The sequence below is a fragment of the Mesorhizobium sp. L103C105A0 genome (genome assembly GCF_000502215.1).
Lineage (GTDB): Bacteria > Pseudomonadota > Alphaproteobacteria > Rhizobiales > Rhizobiaceae > Mesorhizobium.
Window position 1 is genome coordinate 101,181 of record NZ_AYXF01000001.1, and the last position, 25,035, is coordinate 126,215.

Sequence of the window (25,035 nt, forward strand, 5' to 3'; positions counted from 1 at the left end):
GTTGACGCCGGGCCGCACGAGTTCTAGAAGAACGCAACAGTTCCGTGGTGATTTGGCCGGTCGGCTTGCAGCCACGTTAAACAACTCGCTAAAGGGCCGTTTGCGTGACGTAACCGGCTTTGCGATCGCATTGCCGGTTTTTTATTGCCTGACGGCGGGCAAGGAGAGTCACATGGCCGCGCTCCGCGCTACAAAAACCAACAACGAGGCCGACAGCCCGTCGAGCCCGGTGTTGCGTTTTGGCCCTGACAAGCCGCTGAAGCTCGACGCCGGCACGCTTTTGTCGCCGTTCCAGATCGCCTACCAGACATATGGCGCCCTCAACGATGCCCGCACCAACGCCATCCTGGTCTGCCACGCGCTGACCGGCGACCAGCATGTCGCCAGCACCAATCCGGTGACCGGCAAGCCCGGCTGGTGGGAAGTGCTGATCGGTCCCGGCAAGATCATCGACACCAACCGCTTCTTCGTCATTTGCTCCAACGTCATCGGCGGCTGCCTCGGCTCCACCGGTCCGGCCTCGACCAATCCCGCCACCGGCAAGCCCTACGGCCTCGACCTGCCAATCATCACCATCCGCGACATGGTGCGGGCGCAACTGATGCTGGTCGACCATTTCGGCATCGAAAAGCTGTTTTGCGTGCTCGGCGGCTCGATGGGCGGCATGCAGGTGCTGGAATGGGCGTCATGCTATTCCGAGCGCGTCTTCTCGGCCCTGCCGATCGCCACAGGCGCACGCCATTCCTCGCAGAACATCGCCTTCCACGAGGTCGGCCGCCAAGCTGTCATGGCTGATCCGGACTGGCATGGCGGCAAATATTTCGAGCACGGCAAGCGCCCGGAAAAGGGGCTCGCCGTGGCGCGCATGGCCGCCCACATCACCTATCTGTCGGAAGCCGCCCTGCATCGGAAATTCGGCCGCAATCTGCAGGACCGCGAAGCGCTGACCTTCGGTTTCGATGCCGACTTCCAGATCGAAAGCTATCTGCGCCACCAGGGCATGACATTCGTCGACCGCTTCGACGCCAACTCCTACCTCTACATGACCCGTTCGATGGATTATTTCGACCTCGCCGCCGACCATGGCGGCCGGTTGGCCGATGCCTTTGCCGGGACCAAGACCCGCTTCTGCCTGGTGTCCTTCACCTCGGACTGGTTGTTCCCGACCGAGGAGAGCCGCTCGATCGTGCATGCGCTCAACGCCGCCGGCGCCTCCGTCTCCTTTGTCGAGATCGACACCGACCGCGGCCATGATGCCTTCCTGCTCGATGAACCCGAACTGTTTGCCGCCATCAAGGGCTTCATCGGCTCGGCGGCCCGCGCAAGGGGGCTCGCCTCATGAGCGTCAATGGCAGCCAGCGCGTCGACCTCGAAGTCGTGGCCAACCTGATACCGCCGCAGTCGCGGGTGCTCGATGTCGGCTCCGGCGACGGCCTGCTGCTCGAACTCCTGCAGGAGACCAAGCAGGTCGACGGCCGCGGGCTGGAGCTGTCACAGCGCGGCGTCAATGAATGCGTGGCGCGCGGTCTCTCGGTCATCCAGGGCGATGCCGATACCGACCTCGAATTCTATCCGAACAAGGGTTTTGACTTCGTCGTCCTGTCTCAGACGCTGCAGGCGACCCGCAACCCGAAGCTGGTGCTCGACGAGCTGCTGCGAATCGGCAACCGCGCCATCGTCTCCTTCCCCAATTTCGGCCATTGGCGGGTGCGGCTGTCGCTGTTCGTCAATGGCCGGATGCCGGTGACCGCGGACCTGCCCTATTCCTGGTACGACACGCCCAACATCCATTTCTGCACCATCCGCGACTTCGTCAATCTGGTCGAGGAACTCGGCGCTTCGGTCGAGAAAGCCACCGCGCTCGACGGCAACGGCCAGAAGATCGGCCTGTCGATGCCATGGTGGTTCTGGAATTTCTTCGGCCAGCAAGCGGTGTTCTTGCTGAAGCGGTAGTTTGCCCCTATTCCAGCACGTCCGTCGCCTTGTGCGGGTGCTGAACGCCATCGGCGATGATCACATCGGCGTGGGAGTTGTCGGTGCGCAAGGCCAGAAGCTCGCGATAGGCTGATGAATCGTACCAGCCCCACGCATGCGCCCTGTCCGGAAACTCGATGACGATCAGATGCCCGGGCCATTCGTTTTCGACCACGTCATGTCGCCGCCCTGGACAAGGAAGCGGCCGCCGAACGGCTCCAATGTGGCGTCGATCCTCTGCAGATACTCGACAATCTGCGGGCCCATTGTGACTTGACGCATATGGGCGACGGCGTAGGCGGCCATGGCTGAACTCCCTGTGAGATCGAAGCCCGACGACCGGCTTCGTTGGCGCAATCTGCAGACATGATGGCCATCGGTCGATTACGTCTGGGGTAATCGGCCGGCTTACCGGCGTCCTGGCTTAACAGTTTGTGATGACATTGCCGCTGGTTTTTTGTAGCGTCGAATCGAATGCCATCCCGGGGTAAGGCTTGGACGGCGACCATCAAAACCTCCGGCCTCCAGGCATTTCGGGGCACAATCGAAGCAACATGTCCAAGGCAACCGACCTCGCTCCGCTGATCTCGGTGATCACACCGACGCACAATCGCCGCAGCAAGGTGGTGCGCGCCGTGGAGAGCGTGCTGGCGCAGAATTTTCCCCGGTTCGAACACATTGTCGTCGATGACGGCTCGACCGACGGTACGGCAGCCGCACTTGCCGAAATCCGCGATCCACGGCTGATCTATGTTGGCTCCAAGTGGCGCGGCGCCAATGCCGCCCGCAATGCCGGCATCGAGCGGGCGCAGGCGCCGGTGGTGACATTTCTCGATTCCGACGACGTCTATTTGCCGGATCGCCTGGCGCGGACGCTGGAGCAGTTCGACAACAATCCCTCGCTCGAAGTGCTGATCAGTTCCTTCGTGTCGCTGAAGGGCAATCGCCGCACCAACTGCGTCAACCGCGAAGCGCTGCTGAGCCGCGACTCGCTGGAGCGGGCCCTTGTCGCGCAGACCATCTTCATTGCCGGGTCGGCAATCACCGCCCGGCGCGAGTCGCTGCTGGCCATCGGCGGCTACGACAGTGACGTCACGCGCATGCAGGATCGCGAATTGTTGCTGCGCTTTGCCCGTCGCAGCGGCGCGCAGCTGTCCGAAGTGATCGACTGGAAAAAGTACAACTCGGAGAATTCGATCTCCGGTCGCCGGGACGGCTATGTCGAAGCCTATGCGAGCTTGATCGACAAGCACCCCTATATCGCCGACCGCTACCCCTACATTCCGCCTTACATGATCGCCCGGCAGCTCATCGCCGATGCACTCAAGGGCAGGGTTTCGCAGGCGTTCTCCGGCTATATGGCCAACCGGTCGTCGAAGGCGCTTGGCTATTCGCTGCCGCAGCTGTTGCGTGGCTATGTCGGCGGCCGGCGCTGGCGCCGCGATCTCTATGCCGAATTTCGCGACAAATACGGTGCACGACCGGCCTGAAGTTTGCCGACAAGCCGCGCAGCGGCTTTCCCCTCCGAACTGCCTCAAACCTCATTTGTCGAGTTCCGGCAGATATGGGTCGGAATATAGCCGCCGGTCGCGTTCGCCCTGCAGGCAGTCCATGGGTGCGGCGGCATCGATCGGGACCACGGTCGCATCGGCGATGCCGCTCACCTCCAGGATCAGCTTGCGGCGTATGGCGGTGGCGAATTCCGAGGCCGCATAGATCGGCAACACGAAGGAGCCGGGCCCACCGGTGACGCAGTCGTCATAATACTGGTCGAGATGGCTGAAGGTCGGCGACGGGCTGATCAGGATCGGCAGGCCGTTGATGACGATGCCCTTGGCCACCGCCGCATCGCGTGTCGTGGCGACGGGCAGCCCGGTGTTGTTGGGACCGTCGCCGGAAATGTCGATGACGCTGCGTGGCGCATCGAACCCCGTGCCCTCGAACAGCCCGGCGCCGAAGGCAAGCGCACCGGAAATCGAGGTGCCGCGAAAGCTGCGGAACGGCCGCGCTTCTATTCTGTCGGCGAAGGCGTTGGCGCTCTCTGCGCTGTCGATCACCTGCCAGGCGATGACGCCATCCTCGCGCACGACGCCCGCCCATTCGAAATAGGCAAGCGCGATGCGCCCGGTGGTTCCCGAGCGCACGGCCTTGATGAAATCGGGATGCCTGAGGGCCTCGACATAGCCAGCGAGCTGCAGCGCGAACTCCCTCTCGTCCATCGACTGTGAGATGTCGACGGCCAGCACCAGTTCGACATCCACGGCAACGGCCGGGGCAGCCACGGGCGTGGTGCAGGCAAGGCAAGCTAACAGACTGAACGCGTCGAGCATGGCCGCACCACCGATATTTCGATCCGTGATCTTCGCCGCGATCGCGGCGAAATAAAGCCCCTTCTACTTCTTTCGCCGCACGGCCGCTTTCGGCGGCGGGTCGATGGCGCCGGTCCTGACTCGGGCGGGTTTCAGTGGCGCAGCACCCGTATCCTTCACGATGTTCAATGCGCGTGGAAAGAAATGATCATTGTGCAGTCCGCGCCCGATGTTGAGGATCGCGGTTTCCGGCAGGCGTTTCTCCAGCATGGACAGCACCCTTCGCAGCGAAGGACCATCGAACGCGTCCATCGCTTCGTCGATGATCACCCATTTCGGCTGCCGCAAGGCGAGCCTGGCGAAGGCCAGCGAGCGCTGTTCGTCATCGTTGAGTTCACGCTCCCAGCGTGCGGAACGGTCGAGCGAGGATGACAGCCGCTCGAGGCCGACCTCGGCCAGCACCGCCCCAAAATCAGCATCGCCAGCCGGCGCCGAGCCATTCGGATGCAGCACTTCGCGTAACGTGCCGGCAGGAAAATACGGAACACGCGGCACGAAAATCGGCGTTTCTCCGGCCGGCAAGCCGATCCGCCCGCTGCCCCAGGGCCAAAGGCCGGCAATGGCGCGGAAGAACAATGTCTTGCCGGCGCCTGGGTCGCCGGTGATCATGACGCGCTCACCGGGATGGATCTCGACATGGCTGTCTGAAAGTTTGGTGCAGCCCTCCGGCGAGGCCACTTGGAGCTTCTCGAAGGTCAGGCTGCCATTGGCGTTATCGCCGAATTCGATGCGCTTTTCCTTGTCGTGCAACACATCGGTTTCATCGAGCGCAATGCGGAAGTCGGCAACGCGCATCAGCGTGGCGCGCCAGTCGGCGATGCCGCCGATATTGTTGATGAACCAGCGCAGCGACGAGTGCACCTGGTTGAAGGCGCCGACCGCCATCATCAACCCGCCAAAGCTGATATCGCCTGAAAAATAGACCGGCGATGCCACAAGGATCGGCGCCACCACGGTGATCCAGCCATAGGTATCGGTCACCCAGGACAGGTTGATCTGCGCTTTGTAGATGTTTCGCATCGCGCCCAGCACCGTGCCAAGGTCGATTTCGAGCCGTCTCTTGGCATCGGCTTCGCCGCGATAGAGCGCGATGGCGTCGACATTCTCGTTGACGCGCACCATCCCGGAACGCAGCTCGGCCTCGCGGGTGTAGCGGTCGCTGTTGAGGCGGATCAGCGGCCGCCCGACCAGCCAGCTCAGCCAGGAGGCGATGCCGGCATAGAGGAACGCGGCCCAGACCATGTAGCCCGGTATCGCCAGCGACCAGCCGTTGATGTGGAAGACGAAGCCCGACGAGAGTTGCCAAAGCACGCCGACGAACGACACCAGCAGGATGAAGGATTGCAGCAGGCCGACGCCGAGGTCCGTCGACAGATCGGACAGATGCGCAGCATCCTGCTGCATGCGCTGGTCGGGATTGACGCCGATGGCGCCGGCATTGGCGAGCCGGAAGGCCCGCGCCGGCCGCATCCATTGGTCGATCAGGTCGAGCGTCAGCGCCTCGCGCAGCTTCAGCCGGATCATCTGGTTGAGCCAGGTCTGAGCGATGTTGAGCAGCAGCAGCGTGCCGGCAATCACGGCAAAGATCATCAGCTGATGCAGGAAGGCCGCCATGTCGCGACGCGCCAGCGCATCGTAGAAAGGCTGGTTCCAGCGGTTGAGCAGAACCTGGCCGATCGACGTCGCGACGATGACCGCCATAATGCCGACCGACGTCCAGACCAGCCACTTGCGCACCGGTGAGCCTATCAGCGCCCGTTTTATCGTCGCCACCTGATCGCGCAGGCTGCTGGCTTCGACGGTTACCGGCTGAGCGGTGGCGGACTTGTCCGGTTGATCAGCCATGCACGAGGTCCTTGCGTTCAGAAGCGTTGCTGAAACCAGATGGAGAGACTTGAAGGCATCCGCCGCTCAAACGGACCGCGAATGCATCTGCGACAGATAGGTGGGAAAAACCCACGCAACACCAGTTTTCATGATGATCACGAAGGTGTCACCTGACGCGTCGTCGATGTCACCCCTTCCGCCCGGCGGCCAAGCCGCGTCGCACCGTGCGGTGACAGTACCGGCACGAAGACACGGCGCGAGGCGCGCTGCGCGACCGGCACGCCCTGATAGAGCCGCTTCTGCGCCTCGACCACGATGACGCCGGAAAAGATCGGCCAGAACCGCCGGCCGGCGCGCTCCAGCACATTGTGGAACCGCATCATGAAGCGCCGCGGCGATGGCGGGAAGAACAGCGCGTCGGACCAGGAAGCCGGTGTGAAATTCGCCTCGCGCAGCAATTCTGTCAGCTGGCCGCGCGAGAACGGCCGGCCATTGCCGAACGGCGTGTGCTCGAACCGCGCCCAGACACCGCGCCGGTTGGGCACGACGATGACGACGCGCCCTGCCGGCGACAGCACCCGCCAGATCTCGTTCAGCGTCTCGCGCGGGTTTTCGACATGTTCGAGCGAATGCACGAGCAGCATGCGGTCGATGCAGGAATCGACCAGCGGCAATTCCTCGTCGAAGACCAGCGCCGTAGCCGTCGGCCCGTTCGCCGGCCAGACGACGGCGCCTTGCGTAGCAGGCATGAAGGCAAACACCCGCTCGGCATCGGTGCCGAACCGCTCCAGCCACGGCAAGGTATAGCCGAGCCCGACCAGCCGCTCATTGGGCACTGTTGCCCATATTGAGGACAGCGCCATGGTGATCGAGCGTTCAGCCAGGCGGCCGAGCGTGGTCGAATAGAAGGAGCGGAGATCGACGATATCGGAATGCATGCGCGGGACGGTAGCTGCGATGCCGCCCAAGTTCAACAAAGCCGGCACGTTCTGCAAAGCTAGAGTGACATCGGCGGCCAAGCGCCCTATGTCTGCGCCAACAGATGGAGAGATGCCAATGCCCGTCGAAATCGAACAGTTCATGTGCCGCAGCGACAATTTCGGCGTGCTGGTGCATGACCCGAAAAGCGGCGAGACCGCCATTATCGACGCGCCCGAAGAAGCGCCGATCATTGCCGCGATCGAGCGTACCGGCTGGAAGCCGACGATGATCCTGACCACCCACCACCATGTCGACCATGTCGAGGCCAATCTGGCGCTGAAGGAGCGCTTCAAGCTGCGCATCGTCGGACCGGAGGCTGAAAAGGAAAAGATCCCCGGCATCGACGAGACCGTCGGGCAAGGCTCGGTCGTCCATCTCGGCGGCGAGCGGATCGATGTCATCGCCACGCCCGGCCACACTGCGGGCCATGTCTCCTATCATTTTCCGGCCTCGAAAGTGGCGTTCACCGCCGACACTTTGTTCGCGCTCGGCTGCGGCCGGCTGTTCGAATGCAAGCCGCCGGTGATGTATGAGTCGCTGAAGAAGCTCGCCGCACTCCCGGCGGACACGGTCATCTATTGCGGCCATGAGTATACGCTTTCGAACGCCCGCTTTGCGTTGACCGTCGACCCGACCAATTCGGCGCTGAAAGAACGCGCCGCCAAGATCGAGACCCTGCGCGCCGACAACAAGGCGACGCTGCCGACCACGATCGGCGAGGAATTGTCGACCAATCCGTTCCTGCGCTGGCACGACCCGGCGATCCGCAAGCATCTCCGTATGGAGGAGGCCTCCGACGCCGAAGTGTTCGCGGAAATCCGCAAGCGCAAGGACAATTTCTGAGCATCGTTCCGGGATCAGCCATGACCAGCGCCGCTGAAATCATCGCCATGCTTGGCCTCAAGCCGCATCCGGAAGGCGGCTGGTATGCCGAGACCTTTCGCGACGGCGCCGGTGGCGCGCGTGGCCATTCGACGGCGATCTATTTCCTCCTTGAACAGGACCAGATTTCGGCCTGGCACCGGGTCAAGGACGCGGCCGAGGTCTGGCACTTCCATGCCGGAGCGCCGCTGGCGCTGTCGATGTGCGAGGAAGGTAGTCCAATGCTTAACCAGGTGATCGAGCAGGTGCTCGGCATTGAGCTTGCGGCGGGCGAGCGGCCGCAGATCGTCGTGCCGGCCGGCTGGTGGCAATCAGCGCGCAGCCTCGGCGAATGGACGTTGGTCGGCTGCACCGTGGCGCCGGGCTTCGACTTCGCCGCGTTCGAAATGGCCGAGCCCGGCTGGGAACCTAGCGTAGCAAAAAGCCGAGCGTAATTGCCAACTGGGCGGCATAGTACAGCACCCAGACCGCATAACGGATGCCGGCGCGATAGGGTGCTATTGCCGGAACCAGGAATTTCTCCGCGGCAAGCAGCCCGTCCGATGCCATGAACATAACAGCGCCGCCGATGACCCACGGATTGTCGAGCGTCAACGCCGAGATGCCCATCGCCAGAATGGCCGCGATATAGACGGCGATCGGCACCCGCAGGCCGGGACTGACACGGCGCCAGAGCGCCGCCAGCATGACGACTGCGAAGGCCGCCATGGCAAGCGCGATGGCGCCGCGCCATGTCTCGGTGCTGAGCACATCCAGCCCGCCGCCGCCGCGCAGGAAGAGCGGCACATAGAGGACATGCGCCGCAAGGAAGCTGGCCAGCCCGCCGAGGAAGGCCTTTTCGCCGTCACGCGACAGGAAGGCATCGCCGACGCCGCTGAGCAGCAGTGCGACGACGAGTAACAGCGGCCCACCTTGCATGAAGGCGAGTGCCGCAAGCATGGCCACGGCCAGCGTCTTTGCCGCCGAGCGGGCCAGCGTCGGCCGCATATCCAGGGTGAAGGCGTAGATCACTGCCGCCACCAGCGAAAAAATCAATGTTGCATTGGCGTTGGCGTCGATGCCGCCGGCAAACGGCATGGTCATGCGCTTGCCCCACCCATTGCCGCCTTGCGCAGGAACAACGATTTCGCCGCCAGCGCCGCGCCGCCGGTGATCAGCACGCAGGCCGCCAGGATACGCAGCGACGGCTCGGCAACGCCCGCCGCGATCAGCACCAATGTCGACAGCAGTGGCGCCGCATAGCTTGCCGCGCCGAGCACCTGGATGTTGCCTCGTTTGACGCCGATATCCCAGGCGTAGAAGGCGGCACCCACCGGCATCAACCCCAAACCAACCACCGCCAGCCACTGGCCGGGGCCATCGGGCAGCACCGTCTTTTCCAGCAGAAGATGGCAGATGAGGGACAGGGCTGCCGTGGCGGCGCAGAACCAGGTGACGATCGAGGTCGGCACCGCCGGAAAGCGCCGGGACAGCAGCGAATAGGACGACCACAGCAGCGCACAGACGGCCGCCATCGCATAGCCGAAGGTGTAGCGAGCATCGAAGGCGAGGCCGCCACCCTTGGTGACGATCAGCACGGTCCCGGCGAGCCCGAGCAGCGCGCCGACGACATGGTTCCAGGCCAGCTTCTCGCCCGGCATCAGCGCTGATCCCAGCACGATCAGCAGCGGCCACAGATAGGCGATCAGGCTTGCCTCCACCGCCGGCGCGTTGCGCAGCGCGGTGAAATAGAAGAAATGGTAGCCGAACAGTCCGGCAATGCCGATCACCCAGACCTGGCGTGGGATCTTCAGGCTTTTATCGGTCGCCGGCATGAACAGCCGGGCAACCAGCCCGACCGCGGTGCCGATGGTGAAGGTGATGGCCGAGAGCAAGAATGGCGGCACGGCGCCCGACGCATCGGTGAGCAACGCCAGCAGCGCCCACATGGCGACCGCCGAGAAACCGATCAGTGTTGCGCGCCCCATGCCCGTCTCCGGCGACGCGCCCCATTTCTATTCGGGTAGGCGCATCTATTCAGTTGCTTCGAACCGCCCCGCGCTGACAGTCAAGGTGCCGATCTGCGTCCCGACCGTGGCGTGGATCGGCGCATATATGCCGGTTTGGCCGAGCGGTGCAAACGTCACCATCATCTGGCTCTTCTTCTTCAGGTAATTCAGCGCCTTGCGGCCCTTGCGGTAGCCTGCCACCGGCTCGAAGCTCATCTTGCAGGTAACGGTGTCGCCCTTGTAGCCCTTGACCGAGATCGATCCTTTCGAGGCGTAGGTCAGCGTCAGGTCGGCGCGCATCTCGCCGTCATAGAATTTCACCTTGCGCCCACAGACCTGGTCGAGGCTGTCAGCATGGATGACGGTAGCCGCCATCGGATCGAGCACCGATGCCAGATCGTTGCTGCCCAGCGGTATCCAGTTTTTGGGATTGCGCTTTTTCGGCTCGGGAATGACCTGGGTGGCGGTCACCGCGCCATTGGCAAAGCGGATATCGACCATGGAAGCCTTCTTGCCGGACTTATAATCGGCGCGAAATACCTGCGGCTGCATCTGCTTGCCCAGGATCTTGCCCTTTGACGAGATCGTGCCGCTCGTGTCGTCGAACAAGGTGGCGAGACCCGCGCTGGAGACGGTGCCGTCTATGGAATAGCTATCGCCTTCGTAGTGGCTGGAAAATGTCGCCTTGGCCACGGAAAGACCGAGGAACGACACCGTGTATTCGCCCTTGAAGGACTGTGCGGTGGCTGCGGGCGCGGCGGCAAGGGTTGATGTTGGCAAGGCGGCGACAAATATGGCGACAACGGCATGTGACGGGCGAAGCATGGCGGGCTCGGTCCTTGATTTTTTTAACTGGAGGCGGGCGACTCCGGCTTGAGATGTCCCTGTCCGACCGCTTATAGGCTGAATTCCGGCCTTTATGTGAAACGCTCGTCACAGTCGTGGGTAAGCCGGAGCTTGACGCATTGGCGAAATGCAACTATGGAACGCCAACTTTTCCATAAGGCCGCCTGACTGAAACCGCGCGCCACCCGGCGCGGGCGAACAAGGTTTGGCAGGCTTAGACAGAACTGAAGGTTAGAACCATGTCCCGCACCTGCGAACTCACTGCCAAGGCAGTCCAGACCGGCAACAATGTGAGCCACGCCAACAACAAGACCAAGCGCCGCTTCCTGCCGAACCTCGTCAATGTGACGCTGATTTCGGAAGCGCTGAACCAGAATGTGCGCCTGCGCATTTCGGCCAACGCGCTGCGTTCGGTCGAGCATCGCGGCGGCCTCGACGCCTTCCTGGCCAAGGCCGACGCCAAGGAATTGTCGCAGCGCGCGCGCCTGTTGAAGAAGCAGATCGCCAAGAAGCTGGCCGACCAGCCCGCCGCTTAACGATATCAAGGCGGGGGACGACCGCCCTGAGCATCGGAGCAATCCGATGCTCAAAACTTCTAAGGCAGCAGCATCGGAGCAATCCGATGCTCAAAACTTGCAAGGCAGCGCGACCCGAACTTCGGCTAGCGCCTGGCTGGTTCCATTACCCAGGATAAAAAAATGACTTCCTTCTCGCGATATCTGCCCTTTGTGGCCGCCATGGCGCTTGTCGTCGTGGCATCGAACATCCTCGTGCAGTTCCCGATGCAGGGCCAGGCCGGCGGTCTGTCGCTGGGCGACATCCTGACCTGGGGCGCCTTCACCTATCCCTTCTCCTTCCTGGTCACCGACCTTGCCAACCGCCGCTACGGGCCGACCGTGGCGCGCCGCATCGTCCTTGTCGGCTTCATGATCGCTGTGGTCTGCTCGATCCTCGTCCCGCCCTTCCTGTTTCGCCACGGCCTGATCGAGTTCGAGACATCAGCCGACCGGCTGGTGCGCATCGCCGCAGCTTCCGGCGCGGCCTTTCTTTGCGCGCAATTGCTCGACGTCACCGTCTTCAACCGGTTGCGCCGGCAGAGCTGGTGGCGCGCGCCGATCGTCGGCACGCTGGTCGGCTCGGTGTTCGACACCCTGGTGTTCTTCAGCATCGCCTTTTCGGCCGCCTTCGCTTTTGCCGGCCCGAACGACAGTTTTGCGCTGGAGACGGCGCCGCTGATGGGCGTGCTGCCGGTCGAGACCATGCGCTGGGTCTCCTGGGCGCTGGGCGACCTTTCGGTGAAGCTGATCATCGCTGTTGTGGCCCTGATCCCCTACCGGCTGCTCGCCGCCCACTGGAGCCAGCCGACCGTGGCTGTCTAGGCCGTGATCCCTTGGGTCCAGCTCGGCTCGGCCAAAACGCCTGACGGCGGACAGGAACTGCGCCTCAAGCAGCGCGGCAGCGAATTCTCGATCATGCTCGGCACCAATGAGCTGATGAACAGCCGCCTCAGCGGCTCCGAGGAAGCGCTGGCCAAGCTCTCCTGTGAAAAGATCGGCGGCAGCGCCCAACCGAAAATCCTGATCGGCGGCCTCGGCATGGGTTTTACGCTGCGCGCTGCGCTTGCCCAATTGGGCGCCGACGCAGGCATCACGGTTGCCGAGCTTGTCCCCGCCGTCATCGCCTGGGCGCGCGGCCCCATGGAGGCGGTCTTCGCCGGCTGTCTCGACGATCCCCGTGTGACGGTTCGCGAAGCCGACGTCGGGCACATCATAAGATCCGACAAGGCAGCCTGGGACGCCATCCTGCTCGATGTCGACAATGGCCCCGAAGGCATCGTCTACAAGGGCAACGACGCCCTCTATGGCGCTGCCGGCCTCGGCGCGGCGCGTACAGCGCTCAGGCCCGGAGGCGTGCTGGCTGTTTGGTCGCAAGGCCCCGATGCCGGCTTCACACGTAGGCTCAAGCAGGCGGGCTTTGTCGTGGACGAGGTGAAGACGCGCGCGAATGGCAAGCGCGGCGCGCGCCACGTCATCTGGATCGCCACCAAGCCTTAGGGCTCTCAATCCTGGTGCAGGATGAATTCCAGATAGAGGTTGCGCTGCAGGATCGAGTGGTTGTCGTCCGAGATCAGCGACACCATCAGCGCTCCGTCATCGCGGGTCCAGACGTCGAGTCCTTCCATATTGTCGATCTGGTAGCCCATGTCGGCTTCCATCAGCACCGGTCCGTCGGCAACCGCGCCCTTCTCGACGCTTTCGCCATAGATGCACCTTAGCCGCATCCTGACACCGCCGGCCATCGAGAAACTGCGCTCCAAAAGCAGCAGGTCGCCATCCGGCAGGAAGGCGCCGTCAGTGATGTCGAAATCACCGTTGCGCTTGACCGTGAAGACGCCCTTGTGCGGCCCTTCGATGATGGCGGCATAGATGTTGCCAGCCTTGTCCAAGCTCTTTTCCGAGACCACGACGAGGCCGCCCTCGTGCTGGCCGCTAGGATTGGTGTGGGTGACCGTCTCGAAACCGCGGTTCTGTCGCAGTTCGCGGGCTGGAATCAGAAAGTTCAGTTGCTTGAAAGGCGCCGTCATGTTGCTGGGGTCGATCTTGAACTGGGCGACGCGGTGATCGCGCTCGAAGCCGACGGTGGCGATGCCGTCCTTGACTGCAAGGCCCTCGGCATCGACTTCCCATTTCCTGTCGATCGGCCGGCCCTTCTCATCGACCATCTGCTGCATGCGGAAATTCTGGATGCCGGACGGCCGCTTGTCGGCATCATGGGTGATCGAGCCGAAGAACCAGAAGCCCGTATCGGCGACGCCGATGAAATCGCTACCGGGTTTGACGAACCGAAATGCCGACAGCGCGCCGAAATCGCGCGTCGTCGAGTTCATCTCAAGACCGCCGACGAATTCCAGCAGCCCAAACTGCTTGTCGGCGCTGCCGATATTGAAGGTGGTGATCGGCCGCGCCGAGACTTCGACCGGCTCGACCGCGCTTGGGCCGGCGGCGATGGCCGGCGCAAACGCCATGCCGAACAAGGCAGTGACCGCGAAGAGCATCTGCCGAAACCCGCCGCGCAAAAAAATCATCCAGCGCGCCGGTAGCCGCCGCGGCGTGTATCGCGCACGTTTTCCTCGGCAAACAGCGAGGCCAGCTGCTCGGTCATGGCGCCGGCCAGTTCCTCGGCATCGACGATGGTGACGGCGCGCCTGTAATAGCGGGTAACGTCGTGGCCGATGCCGATGGCCAGCAGCTCGACCGGCGAGCGCGTCTCGATCAGCTCGATGACGGCGCGCAGATGCCGCTCGAGATAGTTGCCAGGATTGACCGACAGCGTCGAATCGTCCACCGGCGCGCCGTCCGAGATCATCATCAGGATCTTGCGCTGTTCGGGCCGGGCGATCAGCCGGTTGTGCGCCCATAACAACGCCTCGCCGTCGATGTTTTCCTTGAGCAGGCCCTCGCGCATCATCAGGCCGAGATTGCGCCGGGCGCGACGCCACGGATGATCGGCGGATTTGTAGATGATGTGGCGCAGATCGTTGAGCCGGCCGGGGTTCGGCGGCTTGCCGTCCTTCAGCCACTTCTCGCGAGCCTGTCCGCCCTTCCACGCCCGCGTGGTGAAGCCGAGGATCTCGACCGAGACGCCGCAGCGCTCCAGCGTGCGCGCCAGAATGTCGGCACAGGTGGCGGCAACCGTGATCGGCCGACCGCGCATCGAGCCCGAATTGTCGAGCACCAGCGTCACCACCGTGTCGCGGAATTTGGTGTCGCGCTCCTGCTTGAACGACAAGGGCTGCATCGGGTCGATGACGACACGAACCAGGCGTGCCGGATCGAGATAACCCTCTTCGAGGTCGAAATCCCAGGAACGGTTCTGCTGCGCCATCAGGCGGCGCTGCAGCCGGTTGGCGAGCCGTCCGACGACGCCGGAGAGATTGGCCAGTTGCTTGTCGAGGAAGGCGCGCAGCCGGTCGAGTTCTTCTTCCTCGCACAGCTCTTCCGCACCGACGGTCTCGTCGAAGGCGGTGGTGAAAACCTTGTAGTCGATCTCTTTCGGCAGGTTGGCGAACGGGTTGTCGTTACGGCGCGCCTCGCCCGGCGTTTCGGCGTCCGCATCGTCATCGTCGGAAAGATCGTCGGCAGTGGCGTCGGAGGCCTCAGTCTCGGACGACTGTTCGTCGTCGGCCGAGGCCTCGGCGTCCTCGGATTGCGACTGCTCGGAGCCGGAATCCTCTTCGCCGCCCTCCTCGCTCTGCTCCTCGCCTTGCGGCTGGTCCTCGTCATTGTCCTCGGAGTCTTCGGTCTCCTGATCGTCGCCGAGTTCCTCGGCCATCTCCATGGACGCCAGCATCTCACGCACGATGCGGGCGAAGGCCTGCTGGTCGCCGAGCTTGGCCGACAGTCCGTCGAGATCGGCCTTGGCCTTCTCCTCGACCCAGGGCCGCCAGAGTTCGACCAGCCGTTCGCCGCTCTTCGGGATCGGCCGTCCGGTCAGCTTTTCGCGCACCATAAGCGCCAGCGCCTCCTCGATCGGCGCGTCGGCCTTGTCCTTGACGTCGACAAGGTTGGCCTTGGCGTATTTGTCCTCCAGCATCGAGCCGATATTGTCGGCGACGCCCTGCATGGCGCGGCTGCCGATCGCCTCGACGCGGGCCTGTTCCACGGCGTCATAGATCGAGCGCGCCAGCTTGCCTTCCGGCGCCAGTTTGGTGTGGATGCGCTGATCGTGGCAGGCGCGCTTCAGCGCCATGGAATCGCCCAGGCCACGAGTAATCGCGATGTCTGTCTTGGACGCTTTCTTCGGCAGTTCGGGCAGACGGGCGCGGCTGCCGGCGAGCGCCGGGCGGTCCTTGGCGAAACCGACTTCGAGCTCCTTGTCGCCGGCGATGGCGCGCATGCAGACGGTGACGGCACGCTTGAAGCTGTCGGCTTCAGACCCCGTCTTCGACTTGTTGCGCGTGTTGTCGCCCGGACCCGCCATCGAGGCTCTGCTCAGCCCAGCACCACGTTGGCGGCGCTCTCGGGCAAATCCTCGCCGAAGGCGCGCTGGTAGAACTCGGCCACCACCGAACGCTCCAGCTCGTCGCACTTGTTGAGGAAGGTCAGCCGGAACGCCATGCCGATATTGCCGAAGATCTCGGCATTTTCGGCCCAGGTGATGACGGTACGCGGGCTCATCACGGTCGACAGATCGCCATTGATGAAGGCCGAGCGCGTCATGTCGGCGACGCGCACCATCTTGTTGACGATGTCCTTGCCCTTGCCGTCGCGATAGTGCTTGGCCTTGGCCAGCACGATGTTCACCTCATTGTCGTGCGGCAGGTAGTTCAGCGTGGTGACGATCGACCAGCGATCCATCTGCGCCTGGTTGATCTGCTGCGTGCCGTGATAGAGGCCGGTGGTGTCGCCGAGGCCAACGGTGTTGGCGGTCGAAAACAAGCGGAACGCCGGATGCGGGCGGATGACCCGGCTCTGGTCGAGTAGCGTCAGGCGGCCCGACGATTCCAGCACGCGCTGGATGACGAACATCACGTCCGGACGGCCGGCATCGTACTCGTCAAAGCAGAGCGCGACATTGTGCTGGTAGGCCCAGGGCAGGATGCCGTCGCGGAATTCGGTGATCTGCAGGCCATCCTTGACGACGATGGCGTCCTTGCCGACGAGGTCGATACGGCTGACATGGCTGTCGAGGTTGACGCGCACGCAGGGCCAGTTAAGGCGGGCGGCGACCTGTTCGATATGGGTCGATTTGCCGGTGCCGTGATAGCCAGACACCATGACGCGGCGGTTGTAGGCAAAGCCGGCAAGGATCGCCAGCGTCGTCGCCTTGTCGAACAGATAATCCGGATCGATGTCCGGCACATGTTCCGAGGTCACCGAATAGGCCGGCACTACCATCTTGGACTCGAAGCCGAATTTGTCTTTCACCGACACCGTCGTGTCGGGCAAATTGGCGATGTCGCGATCGACCTTGTTCATCTCTATCCAAGTCTCCACGGGCGAAATGCCTGATTTCGCCGGCAATCGATTTTGTCCGGGGGCGGTCTTAGAGCCTTTTCCACCCTTATGAAAGTTGGAAAACGACACGAACCGTTAGGTTGCTCAGCACAAACCCGCCTGCTTGAGCACGCGATAGGCCTGCAGCACATCGCGGAACCGGTCTTCCGAACCTCTATCGCCGCCATTCGCATCCGGATGGTGGCGCTTCACAAGTTCCTTATAGCGCGCCTTGATGTCCTTGCCAGTCGCCTTTGTATCAAGGCCAAGCGTTTCCAGCGCCTTGGCCTCAAGCGGCTTGGCCTTGCGTTCGCGCGCCTCGCGCGGGTCCTTCGGCCCTTTGAACAGATCGAAGGGATCGCGCATGCGGTTGTAATAGCCGGCGCGACCGGAACGCTGCTGGGCGAAATCGGGCGAGGAGCGCGTCGAGGCGCCGGCGACGCCCATCTTCCATGTCGGCCGGTGGCCGGTCATCGCTTCCTTCTGGAAGCGGGCTATCTCGGTGTCCGGCACGCCGGAGAAGTAGTTGAAACCCTTGTTGTATTCGCGCACATGATCGAAGCAGAACTGAAAATACTCGCCTTCCTTCATGCGTCCGACCGGCGCCCGGTGGGTACCGGCCTCCTTGCAGCCGTCCCACTGGCAGATCGGCGAGTGCGACTTCAGCTCCGCATCCTTGTCGGGACGGACCCGAATTTTCTCGAAATATTTGGGGTACGGTTTCATCTCACCCATTTATGGGCTGTTCGCACGTGCGAAACAAGAATTGACATTTTCGCGATCATCGCCCTAACCGCTGAATCGCGGCATAAAGCAGGGCGAATGGCGATTTTTGTGGCGGCCCGGCGGGATCGATCCGATTTCCCGATCACGCCTTGCAGATATGGTGAAGGGAGATGGCGATGTCCATACAGGCGACGATGGAAGACAAGCTGAACAAGGCGTTTTCGCCGGAGCGGCTGGCGATCGTCAATGAAAGCCACCTTCATGCCGGTCATCACCACCACGGCTCCGACGATCACGGTGCCTATGACGGCACCGGCGAGACGCATTTTCGCGTCCGCATCGTCTCATCCGTCTTTGCCGGCATGAGCCGCATCGATCGCCACCGCGCCGTCAACGAATTGCTCGCAGCGGAGCTGCAAGCCGGCGTCCATGCGCTGGCAATCGAACCGGCTGCACCCGGCGAAAAGACCCGTTGGTAAGTCTCTCCGCCTCAGATCACCGCTTCGATGAGAAACGGTCCCGGACGCGACAGGGCACTGTCGAGCAGCGCGTCGAACCGCTCGCACGTGTCGGCGCGGGCCGCCTCGACGCCCATGCCTTTGGCCAGCGCAACCCAGTCCAGCGCCGGATGGTCGAGATCGAGCATGCGCCTAGCGTTCTCGCCGATCTCATTGACCCCGACATTCTTCATTTCGCCATGCAGGATGGCGTAGGTCCGGTTGGAAAAGATGATGGTCACGACGTCAAGCTTTTCCCTGGCCTGGGTCCACAGTCCCTGCACCGTGTACATGCCGCTGCCGTCGGCCTCGAGATTGATCACCTTGCGGTCCGGGCAGGCGATCGCTGCTCCTGTCGCCATCGGAATGCCGCCGCCGATCGATCCGCCCGTACCCATCATGTAGTCGTGCGGCGCCGCAAAGGCGGATAGCGCGAAGAACCGTCTCGCCGAGGTGACCGCTTCGTCGCAGACGATGGCATTGGCCGGAAGTTTGCGCGCCACCGACAGCGCGATGGCATCGTCCGTCAGTCTGCCGCTCAGCGTCGGTTCGTCTGGAAAGGCGGTTGCGGCGGCGAATTGCTGCGTCGGCTTGATGCCGACCTCGGCAGCCAGCGCCTCCAGCGCCGCTTTCAGATCCTGGCCATGCGCCGCCAGCGAAAGCACCTTGCAATCGTCCCGAACCAGCCGCCCGGGCTTGCCGGGATAGGCGAAGAAGGCAACCGGCTCCTTGGCGCCGACCAGCACCAGCAAGTCGATATCCCGGAGCATGGCCGTCGCCGCATCGACCGGATAGGGAATGCGGGTCGGGGCGAACCGCCCGCGGCCGCGCTGCATGCGGGCGATCAGAACCTCACTGAACAGCCTGACATCGCTTCCCGATGACATTCTCCCTGCGATTTCAAGTCCATCGGCGCGCGCCGCCTGCCCACGCACCACCATGCCGACACGGCCCGGCGCGGCGCGGATTGCTTCGGCGATCGTGCGCACAACAGCCATGTCGACGGCGGGCGGCGGCTCCAGCTTCACCTTGCCAGGTGAAATCGCAGCAACTTCGCCCCAGGCGGCATCCGCAGGCAGGATCAGCGTCGTGACGCCAGGCGGCGTGAGTGAGGCGCGGAAAGCCGCCTCTGCGGCCGGCACAATATCGGCCGGCCCCTTGACGCGGCCAACCCAGTTCGACATCGGCGACGCCAGGCCTTCTATGTCGCTGGTCAGCGGGGCATCGAGCGGCAGATGGTAAGAAGCATGGTCGCCGACAATGTTGATCATCGGGCTGCGCGCACGCCTTGCGTTGTGCATGTTGGCCAAACCGTTGGCGAGACCCGGTCCGGTATGCAGCAACGTTGCTGCCGGGCGGTCGGTCATGCGCGCATAGCCGTCCGCGGCGCCGGTCACCACGCCCTCGAACAGGCCGAGCACGCAACGCATCTGAGGTTTGCGGTCCAGTGCGGCAACGAAATGCATTTCGGATGTGCCAGGATTGGCGAAGCAGACCGTGACGTCATTGGCCAGGAGCACGTCGCACAGCAGATCGGCGCCATTCATGATTTTCTTTCCCAATCGACAATTCAGGAACAATTGCACCTGTAGGCGCCGGGTCGGCAATGTCCCGCCGGGGCTTTTGGTCTGATCCAGGACGCCTCGCGGGATCCGGCGATCAACCGACGGTCCATTCAGGAAGGCCAGCATCGCGGCGGTCAACGCGTCGCCGTCCTCGCCGAAGTCGTGATTGATCGACATATGCGTGTAGGCGTTGCCGTCGAACAGCGTCACTTCAGTGCCGATGGCGCGCAGGCGTTTGGCAAAGCCTTCGATTGGTCGTCGCGGCCTTCGGCGCGCGAATAGGCGATGAAGGTCGGCGGATGCTTGTGTCCATCGAGATAGCTGGCCGGCGACAACGCCGCCCATCAGCGCCGCAGCACCGGGCAACCCGCCATTCCAGCCACTCCGAATGTTTCCTCCCAAGCCTTCTACCCGGATTGCAGCCACTCTCCTTCATGTGAAGGGAACCAACAATGCTTTCCGACAGTTGAAGGTGATGAGGCGATTGGAATCCAGATCGGCTCCGAGGGCAGAACATCATGCGTGCAACCCAATCCGACGTCTTCGATCTTTTTTCGGAAATTTATGCCAATGCGGCGGACGAAGAGGTCAGCATCCAACAGTATCTTCTTGCCTGTCGGGAAGACAAATCGATGTACGCTTCGGCGCCCGAAAGGATGGTCGACGCAATCGGCGAACCAAAACTGGTTGACACCAGCAAAGACGAGCGCCTCGGCCGCATTTTCGCGAATCGGACCCTCAAGATCTACCCTCATTTTTCCGACTTCTATGGAATGGAGGATACGATCGAGCGCATAGCTGGATATTTCCGCTATGCCTCGCAGGGGCTCGAAGAACGCAAGCAGATCCTCTATCTCCTCGGCCCGGTCGGCGGCGGCAAATCCTCTCTGGCCGAGCGCCTGAAGAAACTGATGGAGCAGCGCCCGATCTACACGCTGAAGGTCGGCAACCAGATCAGCCCGGTTTTCGAGTCGCCGCTTGGGCTGTTCCATCCCGATCACATGGGTGATCTGCTAGAGGATAAATACGGCATAGCCCGGCGCCGGCTGAACGGATTGATTTCGCCATGGGCGGCCAAGCGCCTCGACGAATTGTCTGGCGACATTTCCAAATTCAGCGTCGTCAAGCTGATGCCTTCGCGGCTGCGCCAGATCGGCATTGCCAAGACCGAACCTGGCGATGAGAACAATCAGGATGTCTCGGCCCTGGTCGGCAAGGTCGACATCAGGCAATTGGAAAATTTTAGCCAGTCCGACCCCGATGCCTATTCCTATAGCGGTGGCCTGAACCGGACCACGCAAGGTCTGCTTGAATTCGTCGAGATGTTCAAGGCACCCATCAAGGTTCTGCATCCGCTGCTGACCGCGACACAGGAAGGCAGCTACAACGGCACTGAAAATTTCGGCGCCTTTCCCTACCAGGGGATCATCGTCGCCCATTCCAACGAGTCGGAATGGCAACAGTTCAAGAGCAACAAGAACAACGAGGCGTTTCTCGATCGCATCCTGGTGGTCAAGGTACCCTATTGCCTGCGGATCACCGAAGAGAGGCAGATCTATGAGAAATTGTTGCGTGAGAGCGAGTTGGCCGCCAGCCCCTGTGCCCCTGAAGTTTTGGACATCCTCAGCCGCTTTGCAGTTTCGACGCGCTTGGCCGAGCACGACAACTCGCCGCTCTACACCAAGATGCGCGCCTATGACGGCGAAAATCTGAAGGAAGTCGATCCCAGGGCAAAGTCGGTCCAAGAATATCGCGACGCCGCCGGCGTCGATGAAGGCATGACGGGCGTCAGCACGCGCTTTGCCTTTAAGATCCTTTCGCAGACATTCAACTTCGACAATGAGGAGGTCGCCGCCGATCCTGTGCATCTGATGTACATTCTGGAGGAGGCGATCAAGCGGGAGCAGTTCCCGAAGGAAACGGAAGCGGCATATCTTGAATTCATCAAGTCGGAGCTTGCAGCGCGCTACGCCGAGTTTATCGGCCACGAAATCCAGAAGGCCTATCTGGAGTCCTATAGCGAATACGGCCAGAACCTCTTCGACCGCTACATCGCCTATGCGGATGCCTGGATTGAGGACCAGGACTACAAGGACCCCGACACCGGCCAGATCCTCAACCGGGAGATCCTGGACAACGAACTTTCGCAGGTCGAGAAACCGGCAGGCATCGCCAATCCCAAGGACTTCCGTAACGAGGTGGTGAAGTTCACTCTGCGCGCTCGCGCAAGAAACCACGGCCGCAACCCGTCATGGACCAGCTATGAAAAATTGCGCGAGGTCATCGAGAAGCGGATGTTCGGACAGGTCGAGGACCTCTTGCCGGTGATCAGCTTCGGCTCCAAGCAAGACAGCGTTACGGAAAAGCGCCACAACGAATTCGTGCAGCGCATGATCGAGCGTGGCTACACAGAACGGCAGGTACGCCGGCTGGTGGACTGGTACATGCGGGTGAACAAGGCGGGTTGACAGAGCCGGATGGTTCCATGCCGATCTTCATCGACCGTCGCCTGAACCCCAAGGACAAGAGCCTTGGCAATCGACAACGCTTCCTCAGGCGTGCTCGCGAGGAGTTGAAGCGGAGCATTCGCGATCAAATCCGCACTGGCAGGATCGCCGACGTGGATACCGAGCACGCCGTGCCCATGCCTGAAAGGAAAACGGCCGAGCCGAGCTTCAACGATGACAGGGCCAGCGGACGGCGCCGACACATCCTTCCGGGCAACAGGCATTTTTCCCCTGGAGACCTGCTCCCGAAGCCGCATGGGGGCGGCGCGGCGTCGTCGCCAGGAAACACGGCGTCGGAAGACGATTTTCGTTTCGTGCTGTCACGCGAGGAGGTGCTCGAACTCTTTTTTGAGGATCTCGAACTGCCCGACCTGGTTAAGCTCAATCTCAAGGAAATCCTTGCCTTCAAGCCGCGCCGGGCCGGCTTCGCGGCAACCGGTTCCCCGACCAACATCAATGCCGGCCGCACCATGCGCAACAGCCTAGGCCGGCGCATTGCGCTGAGGCGCCCCACGCAGCAGGAACTGGAGGCGATCCTCCGGGAAATCGTCACCCTTGAGTCGGCCCCGGCCGGCGCGGCGGTGCGCCAGCGCATCGCGGAATTACGCGACGAGCTTGACCGGCTGGAGCGACGGCGCAGGCGAATTGCCTTTGTCGATCCGGTCGATATCCGATTCAACCGCTTCGACGCCCGGCCGGTGCCGAATGCCAATGCCGTCATGTTCTGCCTTATGGACGTGTCCGGATCGATGGGCCAACGCGAAAAGGACTTGGCCAAACGCTTCTTCGTGCTGCTGCACCTGTTCTTGAAACGGCGCTACGAACGCACGGAGATCGTCTTCATCCGCCATACCCATGAGGCGCACGAAGTGGATGAGGACACGTTCTTCTACAACACGCAGAGCGGCGGTACGATCGTCTCCACCGCGCTCGACGAAATGCACCGCATTATCGGCCAGCGCTATCCTGCCAGCGAGTGGAACATTTACGCCGCGCAGGCCTCTGACGGGGACAATTTCACCACCGATTCCGAGCGATGCATAGAGCTCATGAACGGCAAGCTCATGCGCCTGTGCCAGTATTTCGCCTATGTCGAGATCATCGACGAACGCGAGAGCCACATATTCGGTGCTACCGAAAACGGGACGTCGCTTTGGCGCGCCTACAGTACGATCGAGCTGAAATGGCCCAACTTCCAGATGAGCCGCATCGCTGCTCCCGCGGATATTTACCCGGTCTTCCACCGGCTCTTCGCCAGGCAGCCGGTGGCCATCAAGAGCGCTTGAGAGAGAGAGATGGTCAGGCGAGCCAACGAAACGAATTTGTTGTTTTCCGGTTCTGACTGGAATTTCGAGAAATTATCGCGGGCTTTTGAAGAGATCGAGGCGATCGCGGTCGACGAGTTGCATCTCGATACTTACCCGGTCCAGATGGAGATAATCTCCTCCCAGCAGATGCTCGACGCCTACTCATCTATCGGCATGCCACTGATGTATCGGCATTGGTCGTTCGGCAAACATTTCCTTCACCAGGAGCTTCTTTACCGTAAGGGTGGTCGGGGGCTGGCCTATGAACTGGTCATCAACTCCAATCCCTGCATCGTCTACCTCATGGAGGAAAACACCATGGCGTTGCAGGCCCTTGTGACGGCCCACGCGGCGCTTGGCCACAATCATTTCTTCAAGAACAATCATCTGTTTCAGCAATGGACCGACGCCGGGGCAATCCTGGGTTATCTGGACTTCGCCAAGGGCTACATCGCCCGGTGCGAGGAGCGGCACGGCCTTGCAGCAGTGGAGGCCATTCTCGATTCCGCCCATGCGCTGATGGAACAAGGGGTGTTCCGCTACCACCGGCCGCCAAAGCTCTCGTCGGAGCGACAGCGCGAAGGGCTTCGCGAGCGCCTCGAATACGAAGAGCGCTCCTACAACGATCTGTGGCGCACGCTGCCGCCGTCGCAGAACAAAAACAAGTCCGGCAATGAGGATCAAGGGATGGCGGAGCGCAAGAGATCGCTCAACCTTCCCGAGGAAAACCTCCTTTATTTCCTCGAGAAGAACAGCCTGATCCTGGAACCCTGGCAGCGCGAGATCATCAGGATCGTCCGCGTCATCGCGCAATATTTCTACCCGCAGCGACAGACTCAAGTGATGAATGAAGGCTGCGCCACCTTCGTGCATTATACGCTCATGAACATGCTATTCGATCGTGGCCGGATCGGCGAAGGTGCCATGCTCGAAATCCTGCGCAACCATTCGAACGTGATCTTCCAGCCGGCCTTTGACGATCCCCGGTTTTCAGGCATCAATCCCTATGCCCTCGGCCTCGACATGATGCAGGACATACAGCGCATTTCGACCGAGCCGACGGCGGAGGACCGCGACTGGTTCCCGGACATTGCAGGACATGGCAACTGGCGCGAGGTCCTGCTTGAGGCCTGGGCCAACCACCGCGACGAATCCTTTATCCGCCAGTACCTCAGCCCGAGCTTGATCCGAAAATGGCGGTTCTTCGTGCTTGGCGATGGAGCCGACAAACCGCATTTCGAAGTCGCGTCGATCCACAACGAACGTGGCTATCACAAGATACGCGCCCAGCTTGCCCACAGTTACGACCTTGGAGCGAATCGGCCGGACATCCAGGTGATTGATGTCGACCTGCTCGGCGACCGGCAGTTGCGGCTGCAACACAGGGTAAAGGATGGTGTTGTGCTCGAAGGGGCCAGCCGTGACGCGACGCTCCGCCATGTCCGCAGCCTCTGGGGCTACGAGGTCAGCCTGGTCGCAGTTGACGCTCAAACCGGTGCGACCATCCACGAACGGTCTACGAGCCAGATCGCGGCATAAGCTCGGCAAAGAGCGTCATGTGGCGGGCCTG

23 protein-coding genes, 1 pseudogene and 1 riboswitch are annotated in these 25,035 nt (G+C 62.2%); of the genes and pseudogenes, 12 read left to right on the plus strand and 12 right to left on the minus strand.

The genetic code is table 11. From position 1 onward, the window contains the following. Positions 1 to 34 precede the first annotated feature (34 nt). Positions 35 to 112, plus strand: a riboswitch (SAM riboswitch). Positions 113 to 172: 60 nt separating this feature from the next. Then, entirely contained in the window at positions 173 to 1,342 is a 1,170-nt protein-coding gene (locus tag X727_RS163765; protein ID WP_023694040.1) for a homoserine O-acetyltransferase, read from the plus strand. After that, entirely contained in the window at positions 1,339 to 1,953 is a 615-nt protein-coding gene (gene metW / locus X727_RS163760) for a methionine biosynthesis protein MetW (RefSeq protein ID WP_023833384.1), read from the plus strand. Before X727_RS163765 ends, metW begins: the two co-directional genes overlap by 4 nt. Positions 1,954 to 1,960: 7 nt before the next feature. Here the strand turns inward: metW and X727_RS01000000164240 are convergent. Then, a pseudogene (locus X727_RS01000000164240) lies at positions 1,961 to 2,280 on the minus strand (DUF1330 domain-containing protein). Between the two features lie 248 nt (positions 2,281 to 2,528). Here X727_RS01000000164240 and X727_RS163755 point away from each other — a divergent pair. Further along, positions 2,529 to 3,464 (plus strand): glycosyltransferase family 2 protein, encoded by a 936-nt coding sequence (locus X727_RS163755; RefSeq protein ID WP_023673297.1) that lies wholly within the window; start codon positions 2,529 to 2,531, stop codon positions 3,462 to 3,464. Positions 3,465 to 3,515: 51 nt separating this feature from the next. On the opposite strand, the gene X727_RS163750 is transcribed toward X727_RS163755, so the two are convergent. The 3 genes from X727_RS163750 to X727_RS163740 all read right to left on the minus strand — a co-directional run bounded on the left by X727_RS163750 (position 3,516) and on the right by X727_RS163740 (position 7,108). Next, positions 3,516 to 4,304, minus strand: a complete 789-nt coding sequence (locus X727_RS163750) for a DUF1194 domain-containing protein (protein WP_023833385.1) — start codon at positions 4,302 to 4,304, stop codon at positions 3,516 to 3,518. A 63-nt stretch (positions 4,305 to 4,367) separates the two neighbouring features. Continuing rightward, positions 4,368 to 6,188 (minus strand): ABC transporter ATP-binding protein/permease, encoded by a 1,821-nt coding sequence (locus X727_RS163745; protein WP_023833386.1) that lies wholly within the window; start codon positions 6,186 to 6,188, stop codon positions 4,368 to 4,370. Positions 6,189 to 6,325: 137 nt separating this feature from the next. Continuing rightward, positions 6,326 to 7,108: a methyltransferase domain-containing protein gene (locus tag X727_RS163740; RefSeq protein ID WP_023670688.1), complete on the minus strand. Its 783-nt coding sequence runs from the start codon at positions 7,106 to 7,108 to the stop codon at positions 6,326 to 6,328. Between the two features lie 118 nt (positions 7,109 to 7,226). Here X727_RS163740 and gloB point away from each other — a divergent pair, with 118 nt between their 5' ends. Beyond that, positions 7,227 to 7,994 (plus strand): hydroxyacylglutathione hydrolase, encoded by a 768-nt coding sequence (gene gloB, locus X727_RS163735; protein ID WP_023745809.1) that lies wholly within the window; start codon positions 7,227 to 7,229, stop codon positions 7,992 to 7,994. A gap of 20 nt (positions 7,995 to 8,014) precedes the next feature. After that, complete coding sequence (locus X727_RS163730) at positions 8,015 to 8,467, plus strand: cupin domain-containing protein (RefSeq protein ID WP_023745808.1); 453 nt, start codon at positions 8,015 to 8,017, stop codon at positions 8,465 to 8,467. Here X727_RS163730 and X727_RS163725 read toward each other — a convergent pair. Genes X727_RS163725 through X727_RS163715 form a run of 3 tightly spaced genes read right to left on the minus strand, consistent with a single transcriptional unit; the run spans position 8,442 to position 10,846 of the window. Next, the gene (locus X727_RS163725; RefSeq protein WP_023745807.1) at positions 8,442 to 9,116 is read right to left on the minus strand and encodes a lysoplasmalogenase family protein; all 675 of its coding nucleotides are present in this window, start codon (positions 9,114 to 9,116) and stop codon (positions 8,442 to 8,444) included. The two genes, X727_RS163730 and X727_RS163725, sit on opposite strands and share 26 nt — an antisense overlap. Beyond that, positions 9,113 to 10,000 (minus strand): EamA family transporter, encoded by an 888-nt coding sequence (locus X727_RS163720; protein WP_023745806.1) that lies wholly within the window; start codon positions 9,998 to 10,000, stop codon positions 9,113 to 9,115. The genes X727_RS163725 and X727_RS163720 overlap by 4 nt, the downstream gene beginning before the upstream one ends. A 45-nt stretch (positions 10,001 to 10,045) precedes the next feature. Continuing rightward, the gene (locus tag X727_RS163715) at positions 10,046 to 10,846 is read right to left on the minus strand and encodes a DUF3108 domain-containing protein (protein ID WP_023745805.1); all 801 of its coding nucleotides are present in this window, start codon (positions 10,844 to 10,846) and stop codon (positions 10,046 to 10,048) included. 260 nt (positions 10,847 to 11,106) lie between these two features. On the opposite strand from X727_RS163715, the gene rpmB reads away from it, so the two are divergent. The 3 genes from rpmB to X727_RS163700 all read left to right on the plus strand — a co-directional run bounded on the left by rpmB (position 11,107) and on the right by X727_RS163700 (position 12,921). Continuing rightward, positions 11,107 to 11,403 carry a 50S ribosomal protein L28 gene (rpmB, locus tag X727_RS163710; RefSeq protein WP_023670682.1) on the plus strand — a complete coding sequence of 99 codons (297 nt, stop codon included), beginning with the start codon at positions 11,107 to 11,109 and terminating at the stop codon, positions 11,401 to 11,403. Between the two features lie 162 nt (positions 11,404 to 11,565). Beyond that, positions 11,566 to 12,246, plus strand: coding sequence for a queuosine precursor transporter (locus X727_RS163705; RefSeq protein ID WP_023745804.1), 681 nt, complete (start codon positions 11,566 to 11,568; stop codon positions 12,244 to 12,246). 3 nt (positions 12,247 to 12,249) lie between these two features. Further along, positions 12,250 to 12,921 (plus strand): spermidine synthase, encoded by a 672-nt coding sequence (locus X727_RS163700; RefSeq protein ID WP_023745803.1) that lies wholly within the window; start codon positions 12,250 to 12,252, stop codon positions 12,919 to 12,921. Between the two features lie 5 nt (positions 12,922 to 12,926). Here X727_RS163700 and X727_RS163695 read toward each other — a convergent pair whose 3' ends face one another. From X727_RS163695 to X727_RS163680, 4 genes are all read right to left on the minus strand, one after another. Beyond that, on the minus strand, positions 12,927 to 13,952 hold the full coding sequence (locus X727_RS163695) for an esterase-like activity of phytase family protein (protein ID WP_023745802.1): 1,026 nt from the start codon (positions 13,950 to 13,952) through the stop codon (positions 12,927 to 12,929). Continuing rightward, positions 13,949 to 15,847 (minus strand): cobaltochelatase subunit CobT, encoded by a 1,899-nt coding sequence (gene cobT / locus X727_RS163690; RefSeq protein WP_023735203.1) that lies wholly within the window; start codon positions 15,845 to 15,847, stop codon positions 13,949 to 13,951. The genes X727_RS163695 and cobT overlap by 4 nt, the downstream gene beginning before the upstream one ends. Positions 15,848 to 15,858: 11 nt before the next feature. Continuing rightward, the gene (cobS, locus tag X727_RS163685; protein ID WP_023670677.1) at positions 15,859 to 16,845 is read right to left on the minus strand and encodes a cobaltochelatase subunit CobS; all 987 of its coding nucleotides are present in this window, start codon (positions 16,843 to 16,845) and stop codon (positions 15,859 to 15,861) included. 123 nt (positions 16,846 to 16,968) lie between these two features. After that, on the minus strand, positions 16,969 to 17,598 hold the full coding sequence (locus X727_RS163680; RefSeq protein ID WP_032887126.1) for a J domain-containing protein: 630 nt from the start codon (positions 17,596 to 17,598) through the stop codon (positions 16,969 to 16,971). A 167-nt stretch (positions 17,599 to 17,765) separates the two neighbouring features. On the opposite strand from X727_RS163680, the gene X727_RS163675 reads away from it, so the two are divergent. Next, positions 17,766 to 18,068 carry a BolA family transcriptional regulator gene (locus X727_RS163675; protein ID WP_023670675.1) on the plus strand — a complete coding sequence of 101 codons (303 nt, stop codon included), beginning with the start codon at positions 17,766 to 17,768 and terminating at the stop codon, positions 18,066 to 18,068. Between the two features lie 11 nt (positions 18,069 to 18,079). Here X727_RS163675 and X727_RS163670 read toward each other — a convergent pair whose 3' ends face one another. Beyond that, positions 18,080 to 19,633: an acetolactate synthase large subunit gene (locus X727_RS163670; protein WP_023701378.1), complete on the minus strand. Its 1,554-nt coding sequence runs from the start codon at positions 19,631 to 19,633 to the stop codon at positions 18,080 to 18,082. A gap of 536 nt (positions 19,634 to 20,169) precedes the next feature. On the opposite strand from X727_RS163670, the gene X727_RS163665 reads away from it, so the two are divergent. The 3 genes from X727_RS163665 to X727_RS163655 are packed head-to-tail and all read left to right on the plus strand — an operon-like array spanning position 20,170 to position 25,004. Continuing rightward, entirely contained in the window at positions 20,170 to 22,119 is a 1,950-nt protein-coding gene (locus tag X727_RS163665) for a PrkA family serine protein kinase (protein ID WP_023686732.1), read from the plus strand. Positions 22,120 to 22,136: 17 nt separating this feature from the next. Continuing rightward, positions 22,137 to 23,444 (plus strand): YeaH/YhbH family protein, encoded by a 1,308-nt coding sequence (locus X727_RS163660; RefSeq protein WP_023685368.1) that lies wholly within the window; start codon positions 22,137 to 22,139, stop codon positions 23,442 to 23,444. A 9-nt stretch (positions 23,445 to 23,453) separates the two neighbouring features. Next, complete coding sequence (locus tag X727_RS163655) at positions 23,454 to 25,004, plus strand: SpoVR family protein (protein ID WP_023670670.1); 1,551 nt, start codon at positions 23,454 to 23,456, stop codon at positions 25,002 to 25,004. The last annotated feature ends 31 nt before the right edge of the window (positions 25,005 to 25,035 follow it).

What these genes read in the sequence shown, in the direction of transcription:
- X727_RS163765 (WP_023694040.1), top strand. Translation starts at nt 173, where the DNA reads ATGGCCGCGCTCCGCGCTACAAAAACCAACAACGAGGCCGACAGCCCG.
- metW (WP_023833384.1), top strand. Translation starts at nt 1,339, where the DNA reads ATGAGCGTCAATGGCAGCCAGCGCGTCGACCTCGAAGTCGTGGCCAAC.
- X727_RS163755 (WP_023673297.1), top strand. Translation starts at nt 2,529, where the DNA reads ATGTCCAAGGCAACCGACCTCGCTCCGCTGATCTCGGTGATCACACCG.
- X727_RS163750 (WP_023833385.1), bottom strand. Translation starts at nt 4,304, where the DNA reads ATGCTCGACGCGTTCAGTCTGTTAGCTTGCCTTGCCTGCACCACGCCC.
- X727_RS163745 (WP_023833386.1), bottom strand. Translation starts at nt 6,188, where the DNA reads ATGGCTGATCAACCGGACAAGTCCGCCACCGCTCAGCCGGTAACCGTC.
- X727_RS163740 (WP_023670688.1), bottom strand. Translation starts at nt 7,108, where the DNA reads ATGCATTCCGATATCGTCGATCTCCGCTCCTTCTATTCGACCACGCTC.
- gloB (WP_023745809.1), top strand. Translation starts at nt 7,227, where the DNA reads ATGCCCGTCGAAATCGAACAGTTCATGTGCCGCAGCGACAATTTCGGC.
- X727_RS163730 (WP_023745808.1), top strand. Translation starts at nt 8,015, where the DNA reads ATGACCAGCGCCGCTGAAATCATCGCCATGCTTGGCCTCAAGCCGCAT.
- X727_RS163725 (WP_023745807.1), bottom strand. Translation starts at nt 9,116, where the DNA reads ATGACCATGCCGTTTGCCGGCGGCATCGACGCCAACGCCAATGCAACA.
- X727_RS163720 (WP_023745806.1), bottom strand. Translation starts at nt 10,000, where the DNA reads ATGGGGCGCGCAACACTGATCGGTTTCTCGGCGGTCGCCATGTGGGCG.
- X727_RS163715 (WP_023745805.1), bottom strand. Translation starts at nt 10,846, where the DNA reads ATGCTTCGCCCGTCACATGCCGTTGTCGCCATATTTGTCGCCGCCTTG.
- rpmB (WP_023670682.1), top strand. Translation starts at nt 11,107, where the DNA reads ATGTCCCGCACCTGCGAACTCACTGCCAAGGCAGTCCAGACCGGCAAC.
- X727_RS163705 (WP_023745804.1), top strand. Translation starts at nt 11,566, where the DNA reads ATGACTTCCTTCTCGCGATATCTGCCCTTTGTGGCCGCCATGGCGCTT.
- X727_RS163695 (WP_023745802.1), bottom strand. Translation starts at nt 13,952, where the DNA reads ATGATTTTTTTGCGCGGCGGGTTTCGGCAGATGCTCTTCGCGGTCACT.
- cobT (WP_023735203.1), bottom strand. Translation starts at nt 15,847, where the DNA reads ATGGCGGGTCCGGGCGACAACACGCGCAACAAGTCGAAGACGGGGTCT.
- cobS (WP_023670677.1), bottom strand. Translation starts at nt 16,845, where the DNA reads ATGAACAAGGTCGATCGCGACATCGCCAATTTGCCCGACACGACGGTG.
- X727_RS163680 (WP_032887126.1), bottom strand. Translation starts at nt 17,598, where the DNA reads ATGGGTGAGATGAAACCGTACCCCAAATATTTCGAGAAAATTCGGGTC.
- X727_RS163675 (WP_023670675.1), top strand. Translation starts at nt 17,766, where the DNA reads ATGTCCATACAGGCGACGATGGAAGACAAGCTGAACAAGGCGTTTTCG.
- X727_RS163670 (WP_023701378.1), bottom strand. Translation starts at nt 19,633, where the DNA reads ATGAATGGCGCCGATCTGCTGTGCGACGTGCTCCTGGCCAATGACGTC.
- X727_RS163665 (WP_023686732.1), top strand. Translation starts at nt 20,170, where the DNA reads ATGCGTGCAACCCAATCCGACGTCTTCGATCTTTTTTCGGAAATTTAT.
- X727_RS163660 (WP_023685368.1), top strand. Translation starts at nt 22,137, where the DNA reads ATGCCGATCTTCATCGACCGTCGCCTGAACCCCAAGGACAAGAGCCTT.
- X727_RS163655 (WP_023670670.1), top strand. Translation starts at nt 23,454, where the DNA reads ATGGTCAGGCGAGCCAACGAAACGAATTTGTTGTTTTCCGGTTCTGAC.